20 protein-coding genes are annotated in these 22,425 nt (G+C 68.3%); 10 read left to right on the forward strand and 10 right to left on the reverse strand.

Annotation, left to right across the window (positions count from 1 at the left end):
• Nucleotides 1–54: 54 nt before the first annotated feature.
• Complete coding sequence (locus ABY44_RS30640; RefSeq protein ID WP_027792592.1) at nucleotides 55–555, reverse strand: Ohr family peroxiredoxin; 501 nt, start codon at nucleotides 553–555, stop codon at nucleotides 55–57.
• A gap of 292 nt (nucleotides 556–847) precedes the next feature.
• Complete coding sequence (locus ABY44_RS30645; protein WP_060173557.1) at nucleotides 848–2,365, reverse strand: PLP-dependent aminotransferase family protein; 1,518 nt, start codon at nucleotides 2,363–2,365, stop codon at nucleotides 848–850.
• 192 nt (nucleotides 2,366–2,557) lie between these two features.
• Here ABY44_RS30645 and ABY44_RS30650 point away from each other — a divergent pair, with 192 nt between their 5' ends.
• Complete coding sequence (locus ABY44_RS30650; RefSeq protein WP_027792594.1) at nucleotides 2,558–3,301, forward strand: SDR family oxidoreductase; 744 nt, start codon at nucleotides 2,558–2,560, stop codon at nucleotides 3,299–3,301.
• Between the two features lie 79 nt (nucleotides 3,302–3,380).
• On the forward strand, nucleotides 3,381–4,418 hold the full coding sequence (locus ABY44_RS30655; protein ID WP_027792595.1) for a LysR family transcriptional regulator: 1,038 nt from the start codon (nucleotides 3,381–3,383) through the stop codon (nucleotides 4,416–4,418).
• A gap of 92 nt (nucleotides 4,419–4,510) precedes the next feature.
• On the opposite strand, the gene ABY44_RS30660 is transcribed toward ABY44_RS30655, so the two are convergent.
• Together ABY44_RS30660 and ABY44_RS30665 are read right to left on the reverse strand one after the other, a co-directional pair.
• Nucleotides 4,511–5,815 (reverse strand): HipA domain-containing protein, encoded by a 1,305-nt coding sequence (locus tag ABY44_RS30660; RefSeq protein WP_060173556.1) that lies wholly within the window; start codon nucleotides 5,813–5,815, stop codon nucleotides 4,511–4,513.
• A complete protein-coding gene (locus ABY44_RS30665) occupies nucleotides 5,805–6,089 on the reverse strand; it encodes a helix-turn-helix domain-containing protein (RefSeq protein WP_021158233.1) in 285 nt (94 codons plus the stop codon). Before ABY44_RS30665 ends, ABY44_RS30660 begins: the two co-directional genes overlap by 11 nt.
• A 299-nt stretch (nucleotides 6,090–6,388) precedes the next feature.
• Here ABY44_RS30665 and ABY44_RS30670 point away from each other — a divergent pair, with 299 nt between their 5' ends.
• Both ABY44_RS30670 and ABY44_RS30675 read left to right on the forward strand, forming a co-directional pair.
• Complete coding sequence (locus ABY44_RS30670; protein WP_060180741.1) at nucleotides 6,389–7,630, forward strand: DKNYY domain-containing protein; 1,242 nt, start codon at nucleotides 6,389–6,391, stop codon at nucleotides 7,628–7,630.
• 225 nt (nucleotides 7,631–7,855) lie between these two features.
• Nucleotides 7,856–9,073 (forward strand): acyl-CoA dehydrogenase family protein, encoded by a 1,218-nt coding sequence (locus ABY44_RS30675; RefSeq protein ID WP_060173554.1) that lies wholly within the window; start codon nucleotides 7,856–7,858, stop codon nucleotides 9,071–9,073.
• Nucleotides 9,074–9,128: 55 nt separating this feature from the next.
• Here the strand turns inward: ABY44_RS30675 and ABY44_RS30680 are convergent, their stop codons facing one another.
• Together ABY44_RS30680 and ABY44_RS30685 are read right to left on the reverse strand one after the other, a co-directional pair.
• Nucleotides 9,129–10,316: an LLM class flavin-dependent oxidoreductase gene (locus ABY44_RS30680; RefSeq protein ID WP_060173553.1), complete on the reverse strand. Its 1,188-nt coding sequence runs from the start codon at nucleotides 10,314–10,316 to the stop codon at nucleotides 9,129–9,131.
• Nucleotides 10,317–10,604: 288 nt separating this feature from the next.
• The gene (locus ABY44_RS30685; RefSeq protein WP_431643057.1) at nucleotides 10,605–11,789 is read right to left on the reverse strand and encodes a porin; all 1,185 of its coding nucleotides are present in this window, start codon (nucleotides 11,787–11,789) and stop codon (nucleotides 10,605–10,607) included.
• 487 nt (nucleotides 11,790–12,276) lie between these two features.
• Between ABY44_RS30685 and ABY44_RS30690 the strand changes: the two genes are divergently transcribed.
• Nucleotides 12,277–12,621, forward strand: coding sequence for a DUF3088 domain-containing protein (locus ABY44_RS30690; protein ID WP_027792602.1), 345 nt, complete (start codon nucleotides 12,277–12,279; stop codon nucleotides 12,619–12,621).
• Between the two features lie 52 nt (nucleotides 12,622–12,673).
• Nucleotides 12,674–13,672, forward strand: a complete 999-nt coding sequence (locus ABY44_RS30695) for an ABC transporter substrate-binding protein (RefSeq protein ID WP_060173552.1) — start codon at nucleotides 12,674–12,676, stop codon at nucleotides 13,670–13,672.
• A gap of 83 nt (nucleotides 13,673–13,755) precedes the next feature.
• Here ABY44_RS30695 and ABY44_RS30700 read toward each other — a convergent pair whose 3' ends face one another.
• Nucleotides 13,756–14,076 (reverse strand): hypothetical protein, encoded by a 321-nt coding sequence (locus tag ABY44_RS30700; protein ID WP_027792604.1) that lies wholly within the window; start codon nucleotides 14,074–14,076, stop codon nucleotides 13,756–13,758.
• A gap of 406 nt (nucleotides 14,077–14,482) precedes the next feature.
• Here ABY44_RS30700 and ABY44_RS30705 point away from each other — a divergent pair, with 406 nt between their 5' ends.
• Complete coding sequence (locus ABY44_RS30705; RefSeq protein ID WP_060173551.1) at nucleotides 14,483–15,757, forward strand: hypothetical protein; 1,275 nt, start codon at nucleotides 14,483–14,485, stop codon at nucleotides 15,755–15,757.
• A 51-nt stretch (nucleotides 15,758–15,808) separates the two neighbouring features.
• Here the strand turns inward: ABY44_RS30705 and ABY44_RS30710 are convergent, their stop codons facing one another.
• The 3 genes from ABY44_RS30710 to ABY44_RS30720 all read right to left on the reverse strand — a co-directional run bounded on the left by ABY44_RS30710 (nucleotide 15,809) and on the right by ABY44_RS30720 (nucleotide 18,880).
• Nucleotides 15,809–16,951, reverse strand: a complete 1,143-nt coding sequence (locus ABY44_RS30710; RefSeq protein ID WP_060173550.1) for an FAD binding domain-containing protein — start codon at nucleotides 16,949–16,951, stop codon at nucleotides 15,809–15,811.
• 39 nt (nucleotides 16,952–16,990) lie between these two features.
• Nucleotides 16,991–17,866, reverse strand: a complete 876-nt coding sequence (locus ABY44_RS30715; RefSeq protein ID WP_060173549.1) for an alpha/beta fold hydrolase — start codon at nucleotides 17,864–17,866, stop codon at nucleotides 16,991–16,993.
• A gap of 294 nt (nucleotides 17,867–18,160) precedes the next feature.
• Nucleotides 18,161–18,880, reverse strand: a complete 720-nt coding sequence (locus ABY44_RS30720) for a TetR/AcrR family transcriptional regulator (RefSeq protein WP_027792608.1) — start codon at nucleotides 18,878–18,880, stop codon at nucleotides 18,161–18,163.
• Between the two features lie 345 nt (nucleotides 18,881–19,225).
• On the opposite strand from ABY44_RS30720, the gene ABY44_RS30725 reads away from it, so the two are divergent.
• The 3 genes from ABY44_RS30725 to ABY44_RS30735 are packed head-to-tail and all read left to right on the forward strand — an operon-like array spanning nucleotide 19,226 to nucleotide 22,422.
• Entirely contained in the window at nucleotides 19,226–19,957 is a 732-nt protein-coding gene (locus ABY44_RS30725; protein ID WP_027792609.1) for a YoaK family protein, read from the forward strand.
• A 48-nt stretch (nucleotides 19,958–20,005) separates the two neighbouring features.
• Nucleotides 20,006–20,947 carry a hypothetical protein gene (locus tag ABY44_RS30730; protein ID WP_060173609.1) on the forward strand — a complete coding sequence of 314 codons (942 nt, stop codon included), beginning with the start codon at nucleotides 20,006–20,008 and terminating at the stop codon, nucleotides 20,945–20,947.
• Between the two features lie 14 nt (nucleotides 20,948–20,961).
• Entirely contained in the window at nucleotides 20,962–22,422 is a 1,461-nt protein-coding gene (locus ABY44_RS30735; RefSeq protein ID WP_431643061.1) for an alginate export family protein, read from the forward strand.
• Nucleotides 22,423–22,425 lie beyond the last annotated feature (3 nt).

A 22,425-nucleotide genomic window follows, 5' to 3' on the forward strand; every position in this document is an offset into this window, starting at 1 on the left:
GCGGCTGAAGGGTGTCGGCGAACAAGACGCCGCCGCGGCACGCAAGGCGTCGATTCAGTCGACGACGGTCATGATGTTGACGGTGCCTTGCCGCGCCATCTTTGCATACGGGCACAGGCGCTCGGCGGTGCGGACCATTTCCTCCGCGAGGCTGCGATCGACGCCAGGCATCCGCACCCGAACGTCGACGAGCAATGCAAAGCCACCGTCCATCGGGTCGCGGCCGAACGACACCTGCACTTCCACGGCCGTATCGGGGGCCTCCATTTCGGCGCGTTTCCCGAGCAGATTGAGCGCGCCGTGGAAGCACGCGGCGAACCCTGCCGCGAACAACTGCTCCGGATTGGTCCCGTTGCCGGGCCCGCCGAACTCGGCGGGCAGGCGCAGGTCGACCGCGAGATTGCCGTCGTCGGAGCGGGCCACGCCGGATGCGCGGCCGTGTCCCGTCTCGCCGCCGGAAACGGTGACGGTCGTCGTGTAAAGGGGTTGAAAGTCACGGCCCCGATACCTGTCGAGGAGAGACAGCGAGGGGGCCTGCAGCTTCTTGTCATCCATGATGCTTGCTCGAGTTCAGCGACGCGCTTCGACGGTCGAAACGTCTTGCGAAGGGGGCTGCACGCCCCACGCGAATTGCGTCTGCCGCGAATGGTGGGTGTCGAGCGATCGTATGACGAATACGGCAATCGCCCGGTGCAGCCTGATTCCTGGTTCGTCCACGAAAGAACGACGTTTCCATGCTAGAGGCCTGCACATGGCGGCGGTATAGCCGTTCAGGGCGATTGTCTGTTTCCCGTCGGACACCAATCCGGAACCCGGCGCGACGGGCGCAGCCGCGAATTTCCGTGCGTCAGCGGTCCAGGCACGCGCGCAGCGTGTGCGCGTGACGGTGCGCTTCGGCCGCATCGACGATGTTCGCGAACCCGATGACGAGCCCGCGCGGCGTCTGCCGCGTGTGGCTGTTCGTATACCAGATCGAGAGCGGCAGGATCGCAAGGCCCGCTTCGCGGGCGCGCGCGGCAACGGCGACGTCGTCGACCGGCCCGTCGGGCCCGTCCGGGAACTGCACCGCGAACTGGATTCCGCCGGGCGGCAGCTCGACGATCAGCCGCTCGCCGAATGCCTGCCGCAATGCGTTCACGATCAGCGTGCGCCGCTCGCCGTACAACGCACGCATGCGCTTCAGGTGCCGGGCAAAGTGCCCCTGTTCGATGAAATCCGCCAGGGCGGCCTGCAGCAGGGTCGGCGAGCCGGCATTCATGCTGCATGCGACGCGATCGACACGCTCTACCGCGCGCTCGGGCACGACCGCGTAGGCGAGCCGCAAACCGGGATACATCGCCTTGCTGAAGGTACTGCAATAGATCACGTGATCCCGGCGGTCGAGACTCTTCAGCGCCTGCAGCGGGCGGCCGAGATAGCGAAACTCGCTGTCGTAGTCGTCCTCGACGATCCAGCCCGACGTCTTTTCCGCCCAGTCCAGCAGCGCGATGCGCCGGGCAAGCGACAGGGTGTGCCCGAGCGGGCTCTGATGCGACGGCGTCACCAGCGCGAAGCGCGCGTGCGCGTCGAGCTGCTTGCCGCGCTCGACGTCGATGCCCTCGGCGTCCACCGGTACCGGAACGAGCTGCACACCAGTCTCGGACAGGAAGGTGCGGGCCAGCAGGTAGCCGGGATCCTCGAACCATACGCGATCGTTCGGCCGCGCGAGGCTGCGCAGCACGAGTTCCAGCGTGGCGCGATAGCCGCCGGTGATGAACACCTGTTCCGGCACGCAGGTGACGCCGCGCGACAAGCCGAGATAGGTGGCGATGTGCTCGCGTAGCGGCCGGTAGCCGGCCGGATTCGGGTAGCCGAGCAACGCGCGTTCGGCGCTGCGTGCACGTTGAGACACGAGCCGGTGCCACACCTTGCGCGGAAACGCGTCCAGTGCGGGGAGCCCCGGTTGCAACGGGCGCGGCTCGCCGCTCAGCGCGACCGCGATCGGCTGTGGGCGGCGCGGAGGCGGAAGCTCGCGCGACTTGCCCGGCACCCGGAGAGGGGCGTCGTCGGGGCGCCATGCCTGCTCGTCGCCGCGCGCGGGCGTCGGCCGCGTCAGCGATTTCGGCAGGGACGGCGAGACGAACGTGCCGGCCGCGCCGCGCATTTGCAGATATCCCTCGTCGACCAGGATCGTGTACGCCTGCTCGACGGTGCCGCGCGCCGTGTTCAGCTGCGTCGCGAGGCCGCGCAGCGCGGGCACGCGGTCGCCGGGGCGCAGATGGCCCGCCGCGATCGCGGTTCTGAATCGCTCGCAGATCTGCAGGTAGATCGGCAACTGATGGTGCCGGTCGATTTCGATGGTCAGGGCGGGCGTTTGGGCGGGCATCACGGTCTCGTGGGCGACGGGAGCGGACGGCATGGACCAGTCCGATCGACGATTCTTGGCACTGATGGATAGGACATGATTCTTCCACAATTGCGCCATGCGATGCGACGGTCATGACCGTTTTCATCGGAGGCGGCGAGCGTCACACGCCGCGCGCGTTCCAGGAAAACCCTTTCGTCAGGAGATTTTGCGATGAAGATCGTTGTCATCGGTGGTTCGGGCCTGATCGGCTCACGCGTCGTCACGTTGCTCGGCGAGGCAGGGCACCAGGCGCTTGCGGCGTCGCCGCGCACCGGCGTCAATTCCATCACGGGCGAAGGCCTGACCGACGCATTGACCGACGCCGACGTCGTCGTGGACGTCGCGAACGCGCCGTCATGGGAACCGCAGGCGGTGCTGGATTTCTTCCGCACGTCGGCCCGCAATCTCGGCAAGGCCGAAGTGGCCGCAGGCGTGCGCCATCACGTCGCGCTGTCGATCGTCGGCTGCGACCGGATGCCGGAGAACGGCTATTTCGCGGCCAAGGTCGCGCAGGAACAGGCGATCGAGGCGGCCGGCGTGCCGTACACGATCGTGCGTGCCACGCAATTCATGGAGTTCATCGGCGGCATTGCGGATTCCGGCACCGAAGACGGGACCGTGCGCATCGGCGACGGACTGTTTCAGCCGATTGCCGCGGAAGACGTCGCGGCGCTGCTCGCGCAGATCGCGCTGGCCGGGCCGCTGAACGGCACGGTCGAGATCGCGGGCCCGGATCGCGCGCCGTTCGCGGAGATCGTCGCGCGCTACCTGAAGTCGGTCGGCGACACGCGTGCGGTGGTGACCGATCGCGAGGCCCGCTATTACGGCGGCCGTGTCGAGGAACGATCGCTCGTGCCGCTCGGGGCAGCGCGGCTCGGCACCATCGGCCTGGACCGGTGGCTCGCAGGAAGCTGATTCGCGTGTCGAAGGTGGGGGGCAGGCGTACGCCTGCGACGGGCAATCGGGATGGGCGGGATGTCTGGGGGCAGCGGAAATGAATCGATCGGATACGTCGGAGCACGGCGTTCGTCGCGACTTGCCAGGGCGCGCCGACGCATTGTCGGCCAGCTTCGGTGCAAGCTACGCGGGCATCCTTGCGTTCGTCGCGGTGGCGAGCGAGGGGAGCTTTACCAAGGCCGCCGAACGTCTCGGCGTCGGCCGGCCGGCCGTGAGCCGCAACGTCCAGAAGCTGGAGGCGCAGTTGAGTACGCGGCTGTTCCAGCGGACCACGCGCATGACGGAACTGACCTGCGAAGGCCAGCGATTCTTCGAGAACTGCCACCAGGGCGTGGCGCAGATCGTCGAAGCCATGAACGACATGCTGGAACTGCGGGAGGGGCCGCCGCGCGGCCTCATCCGGATCAGCTCGGCGGTGGGTTTCGGCCGGAAGATCGTTGCGCCGCTGCTGGAAACGTTTGCGAAAGCCTACCCCGACATCGTCATCGATCTGCTGCTCGACGACCGGCCGGTCGATCTGGTATCCGAACGAATCGACGTGTCGTTCCGCAATGGACGCATCGAGGATTCGAGCATCATCGCCCGGCAACTGATTCCGATGCAGATGGCGCTCTGCGCGTCGCCGTCGTATGTGGCCGCGCACGGGCTTCCGCAGAGTCTGGAGGATCTGGGCCGGCACGAGTGCATCAACTTTCGCTTTGCGAGCGGCCGCATATTCGAATGGGAGTTCAACGTCGACGGCCGCGTGCAGAAATACCTGCCGAAGTCGCGGCTGACGTTCAACGACGCGGACCTGGTGCTGCGTGCGGTCCTGAACGGTTCGGGCATCGCGCAGATGGCGGGTTACCAGATCCGCGACCATATCGCTTCGAGCGAGCTCGTCGTCGCGCTCGCGCAGCATGTGCCGGAAGATCGCGGCCACTATATCTGCTATCTCAGCCGGCAACATCTTCCGACGCGCATTCGTATCTTCGTCGACTTCATGACCGAGCAGATACGCGCACTCGACCTGAACTGCATGACCCGGTTCAATCCGGATGTCGCGGTTGCGTCGCCGACCGGACTCGCGGCGTGACGCGCCGGTGAAGGGCATTCACCACGGGCCGGGGCCGGTTCGTCAGGCATCGGCCGCGGTGAGCGGACGGCACGCGACCCGTGCGCGGCCGCTTACCCGCGCCCCTGCCGCAGCGCGCGGCCCATCTCCGCGATCGGCATCGAGACGATCGAGTTCAGCAGGCGCATTTCCCCGGCGTCGGGGCGCGCGACCTCGCGCACTTCGTCGAGCGTCTGCGCGACGCTGCGATCGAGCGGTTCGAGAAAGCGCCGCAGCTCGTTTTCGGCTGCCTTCTCCCTGAGCCCGAGCGCGTGGCCGAACGCGACCAGCGCGCCCAGGTCGATGTCGGCGAAGCGAGTCGCCGCGCCGAGTGGCATCGTCAGTTCGCAGTGCGGCCAATGATCGCCGCGATGATCGGGCCGGTGCGTGGGCGTGTGATAGACGACCGTGCTGACGATGTCGTAAAACGGCGCGAGCCGGTAGCCGCGCGCGTCGACGAAGAACGACAGGTTCTTCAGGTGCGCGTCGCCGTTGCCGACCACCACGTTGAAGATCGTCCAGCGGAACACCGACAGGCGCGCCAGCGCGCGCGTGCTGGTCTGCCCGATCGCGCGGCCGAGTTCTTCCGCGTTGGCGCGCTGGTACTTGAAGCCGCGATCGTAGTTCAGCAACTGCATCGCATCGATCGTATGCAGCCGTGCGGCCGGCTCCGATGCGGTATCGCGGTCGAAACGGTCGATCACGTAGCATGCGGACGGCGCGCGCAGAAAGTGCACGTCGGGCACGTCGAGGCCCATCCGCTTCGCGAGCTTCATGCAGAAGAACTCGTTGATCGCCGAATGCGGATAGCCGGCGGCGCGCATGTCCGGTTTCAGCAGATGCATCGACGGTTCGCTGCCGACCGGCTCGAACAGCGTGTAGTCCGGCGCGTCGCCGCGCAGGATCAGCAGCAGCTTCTGCTGCGCGCCGGCCGCCGACATGCGCTTGGGCGCGGTGGCCGTCAGCGCGCGCTCGGGCATCGCCTGGATGCGGCGTTCGAGTTCGTCGAGCGGGAGCGGCTGCATGCTGCCGGCCGCTTCCTGTTCGCCTTGCGCGAGCAGCGTGAGCGCGCCGGCCGATTCGCGCCCGAAGTACGCGAGCAGGCCCCACGCGTCGGCGGCGTCGACCCTGGCCTCGCGCGCAAGCGACGTGCGCATGCCTTCTTCCGGCAGCAGGTTGTCGAAGAACCACTGGACCGGGCGATCGGTCGAGGTATCGATGAAGGTGCCGGCGCGCAGCGGGAAAGCGGGGGACAGCGGGTACGCGCGTGGCGATGCCAGCCACTGTGCGTCGTACGTGAACGACCAGACGCCTTTGTCGTCGGTCAGCGCACCCATGCGCAACCCGTTCGCGGAGGCGATCAGCGTTCTACTCGCCATGGCGGCTCCTGCGGCGTTGCGCGGCCTTCAGCACGTTTGCCGCCGAAATCTCGATGGACGATTGCGCGAGCAGGGTGATGCCCAGTTCGCCGAGCAGCAGCAGGATCTTGCCGACCTGCGCGGTGGGTTTCCCGGCCTCCACCTGGCTGATGAATTTCGGCGAAAGCCCCGTGGCGTTCGCGAGTTCGTCCCGCGTAAATCCCTGCTGGAGCCGTGCCGCGCGGATGAGGTTGGCGAGTGCGCCGATCGTGCCGACGGGCAGGATCTCGTGCATGACGTCCTCCGTGCTTCGTATCTGATCGGGAACAGTATTGCACAACTCGTTGGCGCAGGCATCAATTCGTATCCGAACGGAAACGAATTGATCGTGCCGGCAACGGAATACCAGTTTCGTTCCCGATCGGGAACCGGATGTGGTGAAATGACGATCGTCGACGTGTTCGTATCCGGGCGGATACGCGACGGATCGACTGAATGTCCCGAAGGAGGCCGGGGCAGCGCACGTCGGCATGGTTAGAATGACCGCCGCACGTCCGTTCATTCCGTGGCCCGTCACCGGGTCGACACGCGCCCATGACCTTGCAAGAACTCGAAAAACTGATGCGACGCCTGTTCGAGGATGAGAGCCTCGACATCGTCCGTGATACCAGCTACAGCCTTTCCTTCGTCGTGCCCGGCAAGGTCCGGGACGTCAAGGCCGCGCTGCTCGCGCGCACCGACCCGGCCGGATGGGACGGCGAGGCGATCCACTGGTTCTACCGGTGCGACGACGAGGACTGGGCGCTGTATCTGCGCTCGGTTCCGCATTCGGTGTACTGCATCGCGATCGTGCAGTCGCTGCATGCGCGCCACATGCAGCAGTACGAGGATGCGGCGCGGGTCACGCCGGAGCAGCAGGCCATCTACGACGCCGAGGAGGCACAGCGCCGTGAGGAGGCGGAAGCGCGGCGGCGGCGCGACACGCGCAACGAGCCGCTTGCCCCGCTCGGCGGGCCGTTCCACAGCGATGGCGAACGCGTCTGGGCCCGCACCGGCAGCGGGCATCAGTATCGCGCGCTCAACAACTTCGATCTGGGCAGCTTCCGGCACCTCGTCGACCACTTTGCCGTCGACGCGTCGGGGCTGCGCTACTACGCGGGCGGCGCCGCGTTCAGCTACGACGACGCAGGCGAAGGGCTCGTTGCCGACGGCGATGCCGCCACGCTGGAACCCCTGGGCGGCGGCTGGTATCGCGATGCACGGCAGGCTTACCACGTCGAGCGCGACATCCACGATCCCGATCGCGGCCCATGCCGCCTGACCGTCGTCAAGGCCGACGTGGCCAGCCTGACGCATATCGGCGGCGCGTACGCGCGGGATGCGAAGCACCTGTTCTGCGCCGGTGTGCGCAAGCGCGGCATCGACGATCCGGCCGGCGTGGTGAGCCTCGGCTACCGGTATGCGCGGCTCGGCGCGCAGATCCTTTACGACGGCAAGATCGTGACGAAGCCGGGGCGTGTCGACGTCGAGACCGCGCGCGGCGTCTTTCACGACATGCTGATCGACGCCGACGGTCACGTGCTGTGGGGGAAGAACTACCGCAAGCCGTTGCCGGGGATCGACGCACGAAGCCTGCGCTTTCTGAACTGGGCCTTTGCGGTCGACGACCAGCGCGTGTACTACCGCACCAATACGAACCTGGCCGTGTGCGAGGGCGTCGACCGTGCGAGCGTGGAGGTCGTGCCGCCGATCCGCATCCGCGACAAGCACGGGCTGATCGACATCCGGTATCCGGAGGGCATCGTGCGCGTACCCGACCCGTCGACGGAATCGTGACGGTCGCCACGCGCGACCGTGCCGCGCCGGGGTATAGCGCAACGGCGCGACGCTGCGATGTCGCGCGACCATTCCCGGCACACGCATAACAAAAGCTGAAATCGGCTTTTCACGCACACCGGGGGCGTCCCTATACTTTGCGGTGCCGTATGTGCGCCGGTTCGCGGATGCCGCGATCGCACCGCGCAGCGGCATTCCCGAACTTCTCGTACAAGGAACCGCAGAATGACCGCCCGTGATGCCGTCGATCCGCGCGACGCGTTGCGCGACGCGCTCGCCGCACTGCCCGATCTCGCGACCGCGATCGGGCAGGATGCCGCGCAACGCGAGGCGCGTCGCGAGTTGCCGTTCGACGGCTTCGCACGCTTCCGGCGCTCGGCGCTGGGCGTGCTGCGGATTCCGGTCGCGCGCGGCGGCCTCGGCGGCACGCTGGTCGACCTGTTCGACACGATCGCGACGCTGGCCGCCGCCGATTCGAACCTCGCGCACGCGCTGCGGATCCACTACGACCAGACCGAGACGCTGCGGCTGTCGCCGCGCACGCCGTTCAACGACGTGCAGCTCGAGCGGGCACTGGCCGGCGCGATCTTCGGCGGTGCGTCGACCGAGCGCGGCACGTCGCGGCCGGGCGAGAACACCACCGTGCTGCGCCGGCACGGCGAGCACTATCGCGTGACGGGGCGCAAATACTATTCGACCGGCACCGCGTTCGCCGATTTCGCGCGCATCAACGTGGAGAACGAGCAGGGCGACGCGGTCGCCGTGATCATTCCCGTCGCGCGCGACGGCGTGCAGGTGCTCGACGACTGGGACGGCATGGGCCAGCGCATGACCGCGAGCGGCAGCCTGCTGCTCGACGACGTGCAGGTGTTCGCGGACGAAGTGGCCCCGCGCGACGGCTCGACGCTCGTCGGCCGTCATTGCGGCGCGCTGCGCCAGCTGCATCTCGTCGCGACGGGCGCGGGCATCGTGCGCAACGTGGTTGCCGATGCGCGCCGTTACGTGCTCGCGCACGGCCGCCCGGTGCTGCACAGCCCGGCGCCGACCGCGCGCGACGATCACTTCATCCAGCAGGTCGTCGGCGAACTGTCTGCGCACAGTCACGCGATCGACGCGCTCGTGCGCGAAAACGCGCGGGCGCTCGACCGTTCCGCCGACGCGATCGAGGCCGGCGATGCCGATGCGGATGCACGCGTGCTCGACAGCGCGCTCGCAACCGCGCGTACGCAGCTCATCGTCAGCAAGCTCGCGCTGCACGCGGCCGAGCGGCTGTTCGAAGTCGGCGGGGCATCGGCGACGGCGCGCGAACACAACTTCGACCGGCACTGGCGCAACCTGCGCACGATCTTCAGCCACAACCCGCTGCTGCACAAGGCGCGCGTGATCGGCGACTACGACCTGAACGGCGTGACGACGCACCTCACCGAAGGCCGCGTGTTCTGACCACGCGGTGTCGAAACGGTGAGTGCCGCGGCGGGCGACGCGTCCGCCGCCCGCGTCAGCGCCGCAAGCCGGCGTCGCGCAGCAGCGGCAGCACGCGCTCGCCGAAGAAGTCGAGATCGGGCTTGAAATCGTAGAAGCTCAACTGGATGCCGTCGATGCCCGCGCGGTGCAGCCGCACGATGGTGTCCGCCACTTCCTCCGGCGAACCCGTGATCGAGATATTGCCGCCGATCGCGCGCGCGTCGGCCTGCGCGCGTTGTTCGAAGCCGCCTCGCCACGCATGCGCGTCGCTGTCGAAACGGTGGAAGCTGCCTTCGTCCGCATGCGCGACGATCGCGTCGCGATACGCGCGCGCTTCGGCTGCCGTTTCGCGGCAGATCACGAGCGGGTTGAGCAGCGTGCGGATCGTCCGGCCATGCGCAGCGGCGGTCGCCTTCACGCGCGCAGTATGCGCGGGAAGCGCGTCGATCGCGCGTTCGGCGTCGGGGCCGGCCGGGCTCGTGACGAACACGATGTCCGAATAGCGCGCCGCGAATTCGATGCCCGCATCGGAGCCGGTCGCGTTGATCAGCAGCGGGCGGCCGTAGCGTGGTTTCGGCGTGACGAACGCGCCGCCCAGCCGCCATCCCGACAGCGCGGGCGTGTAGCTGAAATTGTCCGGTTGCGCCCACAACTGCTGCACCGCGTCGACGAACTCGGCGGCCATCTCGTAGCGCCGGTCGTGCTCGATCCGGTTCCAGCCGAACATCTCGTGCTCGATGGCGCGATGACCGGTCACGACGTTGATGCCCCAGCGCCCGCGCGAGATGTGATCGAGCGTCGCGGTGAACTTCGCGAAATGCAGCGGATGCCACGGCCCGTACAGCACATGGCTCGTCGCGACCAGGATGATCCGCTCGGTGCGCGCGGTCAGCGCGGCCAGCGTCATGAACGAGTCGAGCGCGTGGCCGTCGAACACGCCGCCGTAACCGCCTTTCGGCAGCCATTGCGACAGCGCGAACACGAGATCGAAGCCGAGCGCTTCCGCGCGCGCGACCAGCTCGGCGTTGTAGTCGAACGTCCAGTCGGTCGTGCGCGGCAGCGTCGACGCGCTCCAGCCGCCGGCCTGGATCGGCAGGAACAGCCCGAGCATCAGCGGCTGCGCGAGCACGCGCGACACGGGGCTGTCGGGGAAGTCCGCCGGCGAGCGGACGTCGACGAACGGTGACGTCGCAACCGGAGCGGCGACGGAGGGGGCGCTCATGATGGCTTCCTTGCGGGTTGGGCACGCACCGCCCGACAACGGCGGGTACGTGCGGCGGCGAATCGCCCGGGTGCGATGCCCGATGCGCTGGCGAGCCGACGCAGTGCCGCACGCCGGCTGCTGCGCGGCACACGGGGCGGGAGTCGGTCATCGTCGAACGCGTATCGCGCCTGCGGGCAGCGCGCGGGAAACGCACATTCTCGGCAACCGGGCACGGCGCGGCAAACAACGATTCCCGCTTTGCTTATCGCGCGTCACCGCATCGCACCGCACCCGCTGCGCATGCCGTCAGAACTTCACGCGCAGCCCGCTGACGAGCGCGACCTGGCGGTTCGTCGACGACGCGCTGCCGATGTTCGAGATCGCCGCGATCCTGCGATAACCGCCCGCCGTCGCCGTGCTCGCATCGCCGGCCGCGAGCTGGTAGATGCCCGACACGTAGATGTCGGTGCGCTTCGACAGCGCATAGTCCAACCCGAGCGTGAACTGGTGCCAGCGCGGCTTCAGCGTCTGGCCGCCGGTGCCCGGCAGGCCGCTCGCGCGCCCGTCGGTGAACGTATAGACGCCGATCAGCGTAGCCGCCGGCGTGATCTGGTAACGCGCGTTCACGTCGTAGTTGTTGAACTTGCGCGACGAGCCGTCGAGATAGTTGAGCTGCGTGTGGCTCCACGCGAAGCCGAGCGTCGCGCGGCCGAGCGCGTAGTTCGCGCCCGCCACGCCGATCTGCTGCTTGAGCACGCCGCCGTTCAGCCCGTAGAAGAACGCGCCGCTGTAGTCGTTGCCGGTGGTCGAGGTCGCGCCGCCCACCGCGCCGGTCGTATTCGACGTCGCATTCGGGTGATTGAGTCGCACGTAACCGCCGCCGACCGACAGCGGCCCGTTCACGTAGTTCGCCGACACGCCCCACGCATTGTTGTTCGAGAAGCCGGTGCCGGCGCCGCCGTTCGCCTGGTTGCTGAACGCATAGAGCAGGTCGGCCGTGAAGCCGGCGATCGTGTCGCTGCGGAACTTCACCGCGTTGTTCAGGCGGAAGCTCTGGTTCATGTTGTCGTTGTCGCCCACGTGCGTGGCCGGCGACCAGAAGCCGGACCCCGAGTACTGCGCGACGAGATCGGTGATCGGCTCGTACTGGCGGCCGAAGGTCAGCGTGCCGATGCCGGACTTGGCCAGGCCGACGTACGCGGAACGGCCGAACAGCCGGCCGCCCTGGCCGAGCCCGCCGTCGCTCGGCCGGAACCCGCTTTCGAGCGTGAAGACCGCCTGCAGGCCGCCACCGAGATCTTCCACGCCTTTCAGGCCCCAGCGGCTGCCGCTCAGCTTGCCGCTCGTCTGCTGGATGTTGCTCGCGCCGCCCTGGTTGTTCGTATAGGCGAAACCGGCATCGACGACGCCGTACAACGTGACCGAACTCTGCGCATGCGCACTGACCGAACCGATCGAAACCAAACCCAGGACCACCGTTTTTTTGATCATGACTTTCCTCTGTTTTTACGAGTACGACTGTGAGGAGCACGATGCTATTGACGCGGGTTGAACCGGCGAACGGTCGATCCGTGGTTTGTAAATCGCTGCGCGGCCGATTTGTAATGTGCATTGCTGCAAGTCCGGCATGTGCGTCGCGATCGCGTCCGGCACCCCTGCTGCGGCGAACGCATCGCTCGAACGGCGAACGTCGGGCGCCGGCTACCCGCGGCCGCCGTCATATCGATCGATGAAATGGTTCGATATCCGCAATGTCCGCGATGCACCGGGCGATGCATTTACGCAACGGCCATCTGTGCGGCGCACGATCGATGCGCTACGCGCGCCGGCATATCGATTTCTCAAAACGTTGGTAGGGCGGTGCGACGCGCAACGGTAGAGTCGGGCATCCGGCCGCGGGCCGGCCTGCTCCGGGACCATGACTGCGCCGACGTGCGCATGCGTCCCGGCTGAACAACGAACACGGGAGCCGTTTGACATGAGTCGCGATGTACTGTTTTTGCTGGAACCGGGCTTTGCCGACCCGAAGCATCCGGGCCAGCGTTTCGTCTGTCCGCACGGATTGTCGATCGAGGGGCTGCTGGCGAGCGCGCCCGAGCATGCCGGCCGCATCGACGTGAAGCGCGTCGGCTTCGAGCGGCCGCGCCACGCGGTGATCGAGGCGCTCGACGATGCGCACCAGGGCTTGCCGGTCCTCGTGCTCGGTCGCGACCAGCCGGCGCCGGACGACGCGCAGACGCTCGGCGACGTGCGGTTCGTCACCGACGCGCGCCGCATCCTCGAATTGCTGGCCGAGCGCCACGGGTTCCCGGTGCTGCATTGATGCAGCCGCGCAGGCTTCCGCTCAATTCGCAACCGATCGACAGGAGGATTCGATGGCGTCAACGTCGGCGGCACGCCGCCGCCTGATTCTTGCCGGCGCCGCGGCCGTGGCGGCGCCGTTCGCCGCAAAGGCCGCGTTCGCCACGCCGGCCGTCAACGCCGATCTCGCCGGCACGACGTTGCGCGTCGCGACCTACAAGGGCGGCTGGCGCGCACTGCTGCAGGCGGCCGGCCTCGGCGACACACCGTACCGGATCGACTGGCGCGAACTGAACAACGGCGTGCTGCACATCGAGGCGCTCAATGCAGATGCGCTCGATATCGGTTCGGGCAGCGAAATTCCGGCCGTGTTCGCCGCGCGCCAGAAGGCCAGCGTCCGGCTCATCACCCGCGTGCGCGAAGACCTGAACAACCAGGTCACGCTCGCACGCAAGGACACGCCGATCCGCAGTATCGCGGACCTGAAGGGCAAGCGCGTCGGCTACGTGCGCGCGACGACGTCGCACTACTTCCTGTATCGCCAGCTCACGGAAGCTGGCCTGGGCTTCGACGACATCCAGCCGATCAACCTGTCGCCGACCGACGGGTTGTCGGCCTACGATCGCGGCGACATCGACGCGTGGGCGATCTACGGCTACAACGGCCAGCTCGCGCGCAATCGCTACGGGGCGCGCGTGCTGAAGACGGGCAAGGGTTATCTGTCGGGCAATTTCCCGGTGTACGCGAACCCGCGCACGCTCGACGATGCGCGCCGTCGTGCGGCGACTGGCGATCTGCTGCTGCGGTTCCGGCGCGCGTACGCGTGGGCGAACGGGCATTTCGGCGACTACGCGCGGGTGCAGAACCAGGAGACGCGCGTGCCGGCGGGCGATCTCGTCGCGATGTTCGACCAGCGCAGCGAAGACTATGCGCTGCTGCCGGTGACGCCCGACGTGGTGGCGCAGCATCAGCAGGTCGCGGATGTGTTCGCGCGGATCGGCGTGCTGGATGGGCCGGCGAATGTCGCGCCGTTGTGGGATACGTCGTTCAACACGCTGGTGGCGTCGGCGTGACGCGATGCGCCGGGAAGATGCGCTCGTGACCCGGCGGCTTCAGGCCCGACGCAGGTTTCGTCGGGCGCGCCGGTTCGGCGGGATCAGGCGAACGTCGTCGCGACCATGATGCCGAACACGAGCCCGAGCGCGATCCCGCAGAGCCGGCCGTAGATCGACGCACGCACGTTGTCGTCGAGCACGAACGGCGAGCGCTTGTGCTTCCACACCGTGCTGAATGCGACCGGGCGGGTCAGCAGCGCAATGCAGGCGAGCAGCACCGGCGTGGCGATCAGCATCGCGATGCGCTGCCCGTTCCAGTCGACGCCGTGCATGGCGAGCGACACCAGCGCGGCGAGCGGCACCTCGACGCACAGGCCCAGCAACGAGCCGTTGACGAATGAATCTCCCGGGGTCTGGAACATGATCGGTCGTAGCGTCCGGATGAAATCGGCGCCGCGTTCGGGCACCTGAAAAATGAAAGCCACGGCCGGAGTCCAGGGTCGGTCAACCGTGATCGGCGTCAGTCGAGATGACGGCCGGATGTTAAGGCAAATTGCCGGCCGGTTGTCGGTCATTCAAGCTATTTAACAAATGTTCCGGATCGCGACGCATTTTCAGGTCGCGCGGGAATATCGCACCGTGGTAAAAATCGTGCATCCATTTTCAGGCGAACGGCTCCGGCGAACGGGCCGCCGCCGAATGGATATCGCTCGCAATCGTATGACGATAACGGGTATTCGACTGCCTTCCGATAATCGGCGTCGCGTGTAAAGGAACACCGGCAGCCGGACCGATCGGAACGACGGACTGACCAATCTCACCACACGCATGAACACGTCCGACAACAACGAGACCGACCGCCATCAACTCGTCGCGTTCGCGATCGACGACAACACGCAGGCCTGGTACGAAATGGTCATCCCGTTCATCGTCTCGCTGCGCGCGACGGACTACCGGGGGCGCATCGGCGTCATCGGCTACGGGTTGTCCGACGAGAAGCAGCAGCGGCTGCGCGCGAACGGGATCGAGGTGTACGCGGCGGCGGGCGTCGGCGACCTTGCCTGGGACCGCTACATCTCCGCGGCCGCGATCTTCGACACCGATCCGGCGTTGCAGACGCTCGCGCTCTACGATGCCGACATCTGGTTCCCGGGGCCGCGGTTCGACATCTTCGACGTCGTGCCGCACGACGACGCCCTTCACGTCGCGCCCGATGCGCACTTCTGCGCGTTCGTGATGACGCCGCTCATCGGCGAACGGCGCGACGCGCTGATCCACCAGTGCGTGCAGGACGTGCTCGAGCGGCTGGGGCAGCCGCTGCAGGCGGGGCTTGTGGTCGGCGGCCGCGAGCCCTGGGCGCGATTCGCGCGGTTTGTCCGCGAACAGGCCGGCAGGATCGGCCGGGACTTCGCGGCGATCTACGGGCTGGACACGACCTTCCTGCATCTGTGGGGCGGCCGCGGCCACGTGCGGCTCGTGGGCTGCGAGCAGAATTTCGTCACGAAATGGGGGCTGCACGAGCGGCACGATTTCGACGCGGTCCGCATCGTGCTCGAGCATCAGGGCAAACCGATCCGTGGCCTGCACATGACGGGCGACGTGCGCTTCCTGAATCACTGGCGCTACCTGGCGCGTCATGCCGAGCATGCGATCGCGCTCGGGCAGGCGTTCGCGCTGGCGCCCGAAGCCGGCAAGCGGGCGCAGCCGGCCGATCCCGGCCTGCTTCAGCCCGAACGCTTCGTCGCGAGCGGGTTGTCGGTGCTGGCCGCGCACGAGGACGTGCTGGCGAACGTGCCGCGTCTGGCCGCGGGGCCGTCGTTCCGCAACCCGCAGGGCCATGCACTGAATGCGTGGGCGGCGCACACGGTCGAATTCGCGGTGACGCGCGACCGGATGGTGCTGGACATCTGGCTGTCGCATCTGAGCGGCCAGCCTGCGGCGCCGGGCTTGCAACTGGAGCACAACGGCGCGACGGTCGCGCTGCTGGCGCCGCATAAGTTCAGCGTCGCGACGCAGCAGGGCGATCGGGTGGTGCTGCGCGCGCTGACGCTGCCGGGGCAGGCGTGTCATACCGCGTGGGATATCGTCGTGCGCCACGCGTGACGGGCCGGCCCGCACGCGCGATCGACCGGAGCGGCGCGCACCGCCGGACGGTCACGCGCGCCCCATGATCCGCGTGCCGAGCGAGATGCCGAGGTTGGACAGCGACGCGTTGGTCGCGAGCTGACGCTTTTCCCAGCCCGCCAGCGCGGCGTCGAACGCGGGGCCGTGCACGACGCCGCGCAGCGCCTCGGCGAGCCCGACCGCATTCTCCGCCGCTTTCGCGACGCCCGCGGCCGTATGCGGCCGCACGAGGCAGGCCGCGTCGCCGAGCAGCACCGCGCGGCCGAACGCCATGCGCTCGACCGAGAGATCGAGGATCGCCTGCGCGAACGGCGCCTGCGTCGCGTCGACGAGCGCGGCGAGCGTGGGCGCCAGCAGCCGGCGGCCCGCGTCCACGAGTTCGAGCCGGTTGTCGTCGCGCATCGCGCCGGGCGGCAGCGAACCGTCGCGCTGCGTGCCGTCCCGCGCGAGAAACAGCGACGGCAGGCTCGCCGGTGCGAGCCGCCGGTACCAGACCCAGTTCACGCGCCGCTTGCCCGGCTCGATCGCGCCGTCGCGGCCGGGAACCAGATAGGTGAGGAACAGGTGCGCGTCGCCTTGCTGGAACGTGAAGCGGTCGCGCAGCACGTCGAGCACCGGGGCCGACAGCAGGTGCTCGTCGACCAACCCGCGCCACGCGACATAACCCGCATACGCGGGCCGCGCATCGGGCAGCAGTTGCGCGCGCACGTTCGAGCGGCCGCCGTCGGCGCCGACCAGCAGGTCGGCCGGCTCGACGCGGCCGTCCGCGAAGTGCGCGATCACGCGGTCGCCCTCCTGCTCGAAGCGCTCGAACGACACGCCGCCGTGCACGACGCCGGCGGGCAGCGCGCGCTTCAGCGCCGTATAGATCACGTTCCACGCGGTCTGCGTCTGCGGCATGGCCAGGCGCTGCACGATCCGGTCGTGCGCGTCGAGATAGATCCGGTCGCCCGAATCGACACCCGCATCGTGCGGCACGGGCACGCCGCCGAACGCGAACGCGCGTTCGATCGGCGCTTGCAGCACGATGCCGCCGCCGCGGCTGTCGAGCTCGTTCGGCGATTGCTCGAAGACCTTGACGCGCCAGCCGGCCGCCCGCAGTGAAGTGGCGGTGAACAGCCCGCCCACCGATCCGCCGATCACAACCGCCAGCGGGCCCGAAACGTCGCTCATGCTGCCAGCCTCCCGATGGTTCGTTGCGCGCGCATCGAATCAGCCTTCCCAGTGCTTCAGGAAGTCGAGGAGCAGCGCGTTCACGCGCTCCGGCTGCTCCTCTTGCGGCAGGTGCCCGCACTGTGCGATCGGCTCGGCGCGCAGGTCCGCCGCCATGCTTTCCCACACGGATTTCATGTCGAACATCTTGCCGACCGCGTAGAAATCCTCGCCCCAGAGCGCCATCGTCGGGCACGCGATCTTGACGTCCGCGTCGACGAGATCCTGCTGCACGTCCTCGGCGTTCGCGCGATAGTCGGCCAGCGCGCCGCGCACGGCGCCCGGGCGCCGGTACGCGCGCACGTAGGTGTCGAACGCGTCGCCGGAGATCGCGTGCGGGTTGTAGCACCAGTCGGAGAAGAAGTGGCTGAGCCACTCGGCTTCCTTGCCGGCGATCAGCGCCTCGGGCAGATCCGGAACCTGGTGGAACAGGAAGAACCAGTACGCGCGCGCCGTTTGCGCGGTCATGTTCTGCGCGACGATGCGCGTCGGCACGTTGTCCATCACGACGAGCCGGTCGACGCGTTCGGGGAAGTCCTTCGCGAAACGCGTCGCGACGCGTGCGCCGCGGTCGTGCCCGACGAGCGCGATGCGGCCGATGCCGAGCGCGTCGAGCAGCCCGGCGACGTCGCGCGCCATGTTGCGCTTGTCGTAACCGGCGGCCGGCTTGTCGGTTTCGCCGTAACCGCGCAGGTCGGGCGCAATCACGCGGTAGCGCTGCGCGAGCGCGGGAATCTGGAAGCGCCACGCGAAGCTGGTCTCGGGGAAGCCGTGCAGCAGCACGACGGCAGGCCCGCTGCCGGCGTCGATGTAGTGCTGGCGGATGCCGTTCGCGGTGACGGTGTGATGGGTGATCGAGGGCATGGAGAGGGTCATGGGTCGGTCGCTGTTCGGTTCGGCCCGCGCGAAACCGGCGCGGCCGCAAATGCCTTTCGAGAATAGGCGAATCGTGCGGCGCGCCGGATAAATTGTTCTGAATTCGCGTGATTGCGCGCACGGCCGGAACCGGCTTGCCTGGTCACGGGCCGGCCGTGGCAGGCGGCTCCCGATCCCCGCGTGATTCGCTCGGCCGGTGGCGTCCCGTCGCGTGCGGGCCTGACGAAGAGGCACGAACGTGAACATGCCGGACGACGATGCGACCGTCGTCGCACGGCATGCCTGCCACCCGTGTCAGCCGCGCCGGCGCCGCCGCGCGGGTGCGTCCGACGTGAGCTGCTTCAGCGCGGCGGGCGTGCCGTGCAGGAACGCGTCGATCAGCCGTTCGATCTCGGTGTCGAGATCGTCGGGCACCGGCAGGCCGTAGACCCACTTGCGCACGCCGAAATAGAAGATGCTCGCGTGCAGGCTCCAGACCAGCTCGACTTCCGCATTGCGCTGGGCCTCGGTGGTGGGCGTCGCGATGTCGTATTCGTGCCGCAGCTCGCGCAGCACCGGCAGGAACACGCGTTCGCGCAGCCGCGACAGGTAACGCGTGTTGAATCCCTCGCGGCTGAGCCCCGCGAAGATGAACGTGCGGATCCATTCGCGCCGCAGGATGGTTTGCGCATAGTCGCGATAAAACGCGACGAGCCGCTCCTGCAGCGACACCGTGCGGTCGCCGATCAGTTTTTCCCAGTCGGGGTTCCACGTGTAGATCTCGTCGTACACGCGGTCGATCAGTGCCTCCTTGCTCGGGAAGTAGCGGTACAGCAGCGGCTGGGTGACACCGATCTGCCGCGCGAGCTCGCGGGTGCTGCCGGAAAAGCCGTGCGTCGCGAAGTGCTCGATCGCCTTCTCGACGATCTGCCGCTCGCGCGCTTCCGGCGCGAGCCGGCGGCCCGGCGTGACGGCGTTGCCGTCGGCGTCCGTCCCGCGCTCGCGGGCCGGCGTGCTGCGTTTTCTTTCGGTCATGCATCGGCTCCCGATGGTGCGCCTGCGTTAACTATCGATCGAAAAATAGCACGATTGACGGGCCGCATGCCGCGCGCGGCGGGGCTTTCGGCGCGCTGCGGGGCCCGGCGCGGTGCGCAAACCGCGTCGTGCCCGCCCGGCCCCCCGGCCACGCGAGCCCGCCGCCGATTCAGAAAAATTCAGGCGGCCGCCATGACATTAAGGTCAGCCTTCACTAGTCTGGCTTCCGAACCGCCGCACGGGCCGGATGCCAGTCGGCAAGCCGGGCCGGTCGGCGCAACCGGAGCGGAACATGCGTTATCAGATCTCGCCGGGCGCCGGCGCCACCATCCAGGAAACCGGGTCATGCCGTCGCAGCCGGTAACCGCGGGCGCCGTGCCCGACCGCGTGCGCGGCGAGGACGTGTTTCTCGCGTCGATCGCGGGATATGTCGACACGCTTGGCTTCGTCGCGCTGTTCGGCCTGTTCACCGCGCACGTCACCGGCAACTTCATCCTGATCGGCTCGGGCCTGGCCGGCGTCGGGCAAGGGCTCGCGATCAAGTGGCTCGCGTTTCCGTCCTTCATCGCGGGCATCGTCGTCGCGCGCGTGCTCGACCACCGGATGCGCCAGCTGGGCCACGGCGTGCGTGCGCGTTCGCTGTATGCGCTGCAGGCCGTGCTGCTGGCCGGCTTCATGCTGGCCGGCGTGATGGCCTCGCCGATTGCCGATGCCGACGCGCCGAGGACGATCCTGTGCGGCCTCCTCGGCGCCGCGGCGATGGGCGTCCAGAACGCGCACGCGCGGCTGACGGCCCGCTCGGTCGTCGCCAACACGGTGATGACGGGCAACGTCACGCAGGCGGTAATCGATGCATTCGACTGGCTGGTGCCGCTCGCCGCGCCGGCCGAACGCGAAGCCGCACGCGTGCGGCTGCGGCGCACGCTGCCGCCGGTCGCGGGCTTCGCGCTCGGCGCCGGCGCGGGTGCGATGGCCTATCTGTTCGCGGCGTTCTGGGCGCTCGCGCTGCCGCTCGCGGTGCTGTGCTTCCTCGCCTATCAATCCGGTCGGCCCGACGAGCGGCCGACGTCACGCTAAATGCGCGCGCGGCATGTGGCCGCGCGCGCCACTTTCAAGGAGAACCCGATGATCGCACTGAAATTGCAACAGGCATGGCGGCTGACGGCCGCGTCGGCGGCCGTGCTCGGCGCATTGCTGGCCACCGCGCCGGCCCATGCCGACGAGACGCGCCTGCTCGAGACGACGTCCGCGAAGGTGCCGGCCGTCGCGGTCGCCCCGCAGTACGACACGACGCACGTGTGCGTCGCGCCGGAGGATTTCGATCGCTTCACCGACAGCTTCGTCGCGACGTTCGGCGGCAAGAAGTCGCAGCAGGGCGTGTTCCAGGTCACGCCGACGCCGAGCCAGACGATGTCGCAGCTCGTGTTCACGCCGGCCGGCACGATCTCGGTGTTCGGCTTCAAGACGCCGATTCCCTATCCGTTCTGCCAGGAGCGCACCGGCTACCTCGTCACCGACATGGACGTCGCGATGAAATCGGCGCGTGCGCACGGCGCGGACGTGATCGTCGACACGTTCCCCGACCCGATCGGCCGCGACGCGATCATCCGCTGGCCGGGCGGCGTGAACATGCAGCTCTACTGGCACACGCAGGCGCCGAAATACGACCCGCTGCAGACGGTGCCGGAAAACCGCGTGTACGTGTCGCCGGAAAGCGCGAGCAAGCTGGTGCACGACTTCGTCGCGTTCTCGCGCGGCAAGGTGGTGTCCGACGTGCGCAAGGCGCCGGGCATCGAGATCGGCCGGCCGAACGATACGTATCGCCGCATCCGCATCGAATCGGGTTTCGGCAAGATGACCGTGCTCGCCACCGACGGCCATCTGCCTTACCCGTTCGGCCGCGAGATGACCGGCTATGAAGTGCCGGACCTGGCCGCGACGCTGAAGCAGGCGCAGGCCGCGGGCGTGACCGTGCTGGTGCCGACGTTCACGTCGGACGGGCGCGATGCGGCGCTCGTGCAGTTCCCGGGCGGCTACGTCGCCGAGATCCACGCGCGGTCGAAGTGATGGAGCGCGGGTCGATGGGGCGCGCATGGCGCCGCGTGCTGCCGGCCGCCGTGCTGGCGGGCGGCGTCGCGGGCTACGCGGGTACGGCGGCCGGAGCCGAGGATGCCGCTTCGGCGGCTTCGACAGCTTCGCCGGCCGCGGCTGCCGGCACGACGTGTACCGCGAAGCGGCCCACGGTGCTGTTCAACCGCTGGCAGGAGGACTGGTCGGTGCTCGCGAACCCGTGCGTGCCGCGCCAGCCGGGCGATGCGCTGAAGTACATCCCGCTCGGCGGCGACCCGTCGACCTACCTGTCGCTCGGCGCGAACCTGCGCGAGCGCTTCGAGCTGAACAACGCGCCGCTGTTCGGGCTCGGCGCCGCGCACGACGACAACTACGTGATCCAGCGTGCGACGGTGCATGCGGACCTGCGTTACGCCGGGCATTTCCAGGCGTTCGTCCAGTTCGTCGATGCGCGGCCGTTCGGCAAGGACACGGTGTCGCCCGTCGACAAGGATCAGTTCGACATCGAGCAGGCGTTCGTCGCGTATGTCGACCAGATCGGCGGCGGCACGTTCAAGGCGCGGATCGGCCGGCAGGAGATGGCGTACGACCTGCAGCGGTTCGTGTCGGTGCGCGACGGCCCGAACGTGCGCCAGGCGTTCGACGCGCTGTGGGCGGATTACGAAATCGGCAAGTGGCGGCTGATCGGCTATGTGACGCGCCCGGTGCAGTATCGCAACGACGCGGCGTTCGACGACGTGTCGAACCGGCACCTGCGGTTCGACGGCGTGCGTGTCGAGCGCACCGACACGGGCCCCGGCGACCTGTCGGCGTACTGGTCGCGTTATACGCGCGACAACGCGCGCTACGTCGCGGGGGCCGGCACCGAGCGGCGCGACGTGTTCGACATGCGCTACGCGGGCAAGTCCAGCGGGTTCGACTGGGACGTCGAGGCGATGCTCCAGACCGGGCACATCGGCCAGGACACGATCGGCGCGTGGGCATTCGGCGCGCTGGGCGGCTACACGTTCGCGAAGACGCCGGGCACGCCGCGCGTCGGCATCCAGGTCGACGGCGCATCGGGCGACAAGCATCCCGGCGACGGACGCATGGGCACCTTCAACCCGCTGTTCCCGAACGGCTATTACTTCACGCTCGCGGGCTACACCGGCTACAGCAACCTGATTCACGTGAAGCCGTCGCTGACGTTCAAGCCGTCGAGCAGCGTGACGGTGCTGACCGCGGTCGGTTTCCAGTGGCGCGAGACGACGGCAGACGCGATCTACGGGCAGGGGATGTCGGCGGTGCCCGGCACGGCCGGCAAGGGCGGTTCGTACACGGGGATGTATGCGCAGGCCCGCGTGGACTGGCTCGTCAATCCGAACATGGCGCTGGCCGTCGAGGCCGTGCACTTCCAGATCGCCGACTCGATCCGCGCGCTCGGCGCGCGCAATGCCGACTACGTAGGCGTCGAAGCGAAGTTCGGCTGGTAGCGC

Source organism: Burkholderia sp. ZZQ-2 (assembly GCF_050768715.1).
Taxonomy (GTDB): Bacteria; Pseudomonadota; Gammaproteobacteria; order Burkholderiales; family Burkholderiaceae; genus Burkholderia; species Burkholderia cepacia.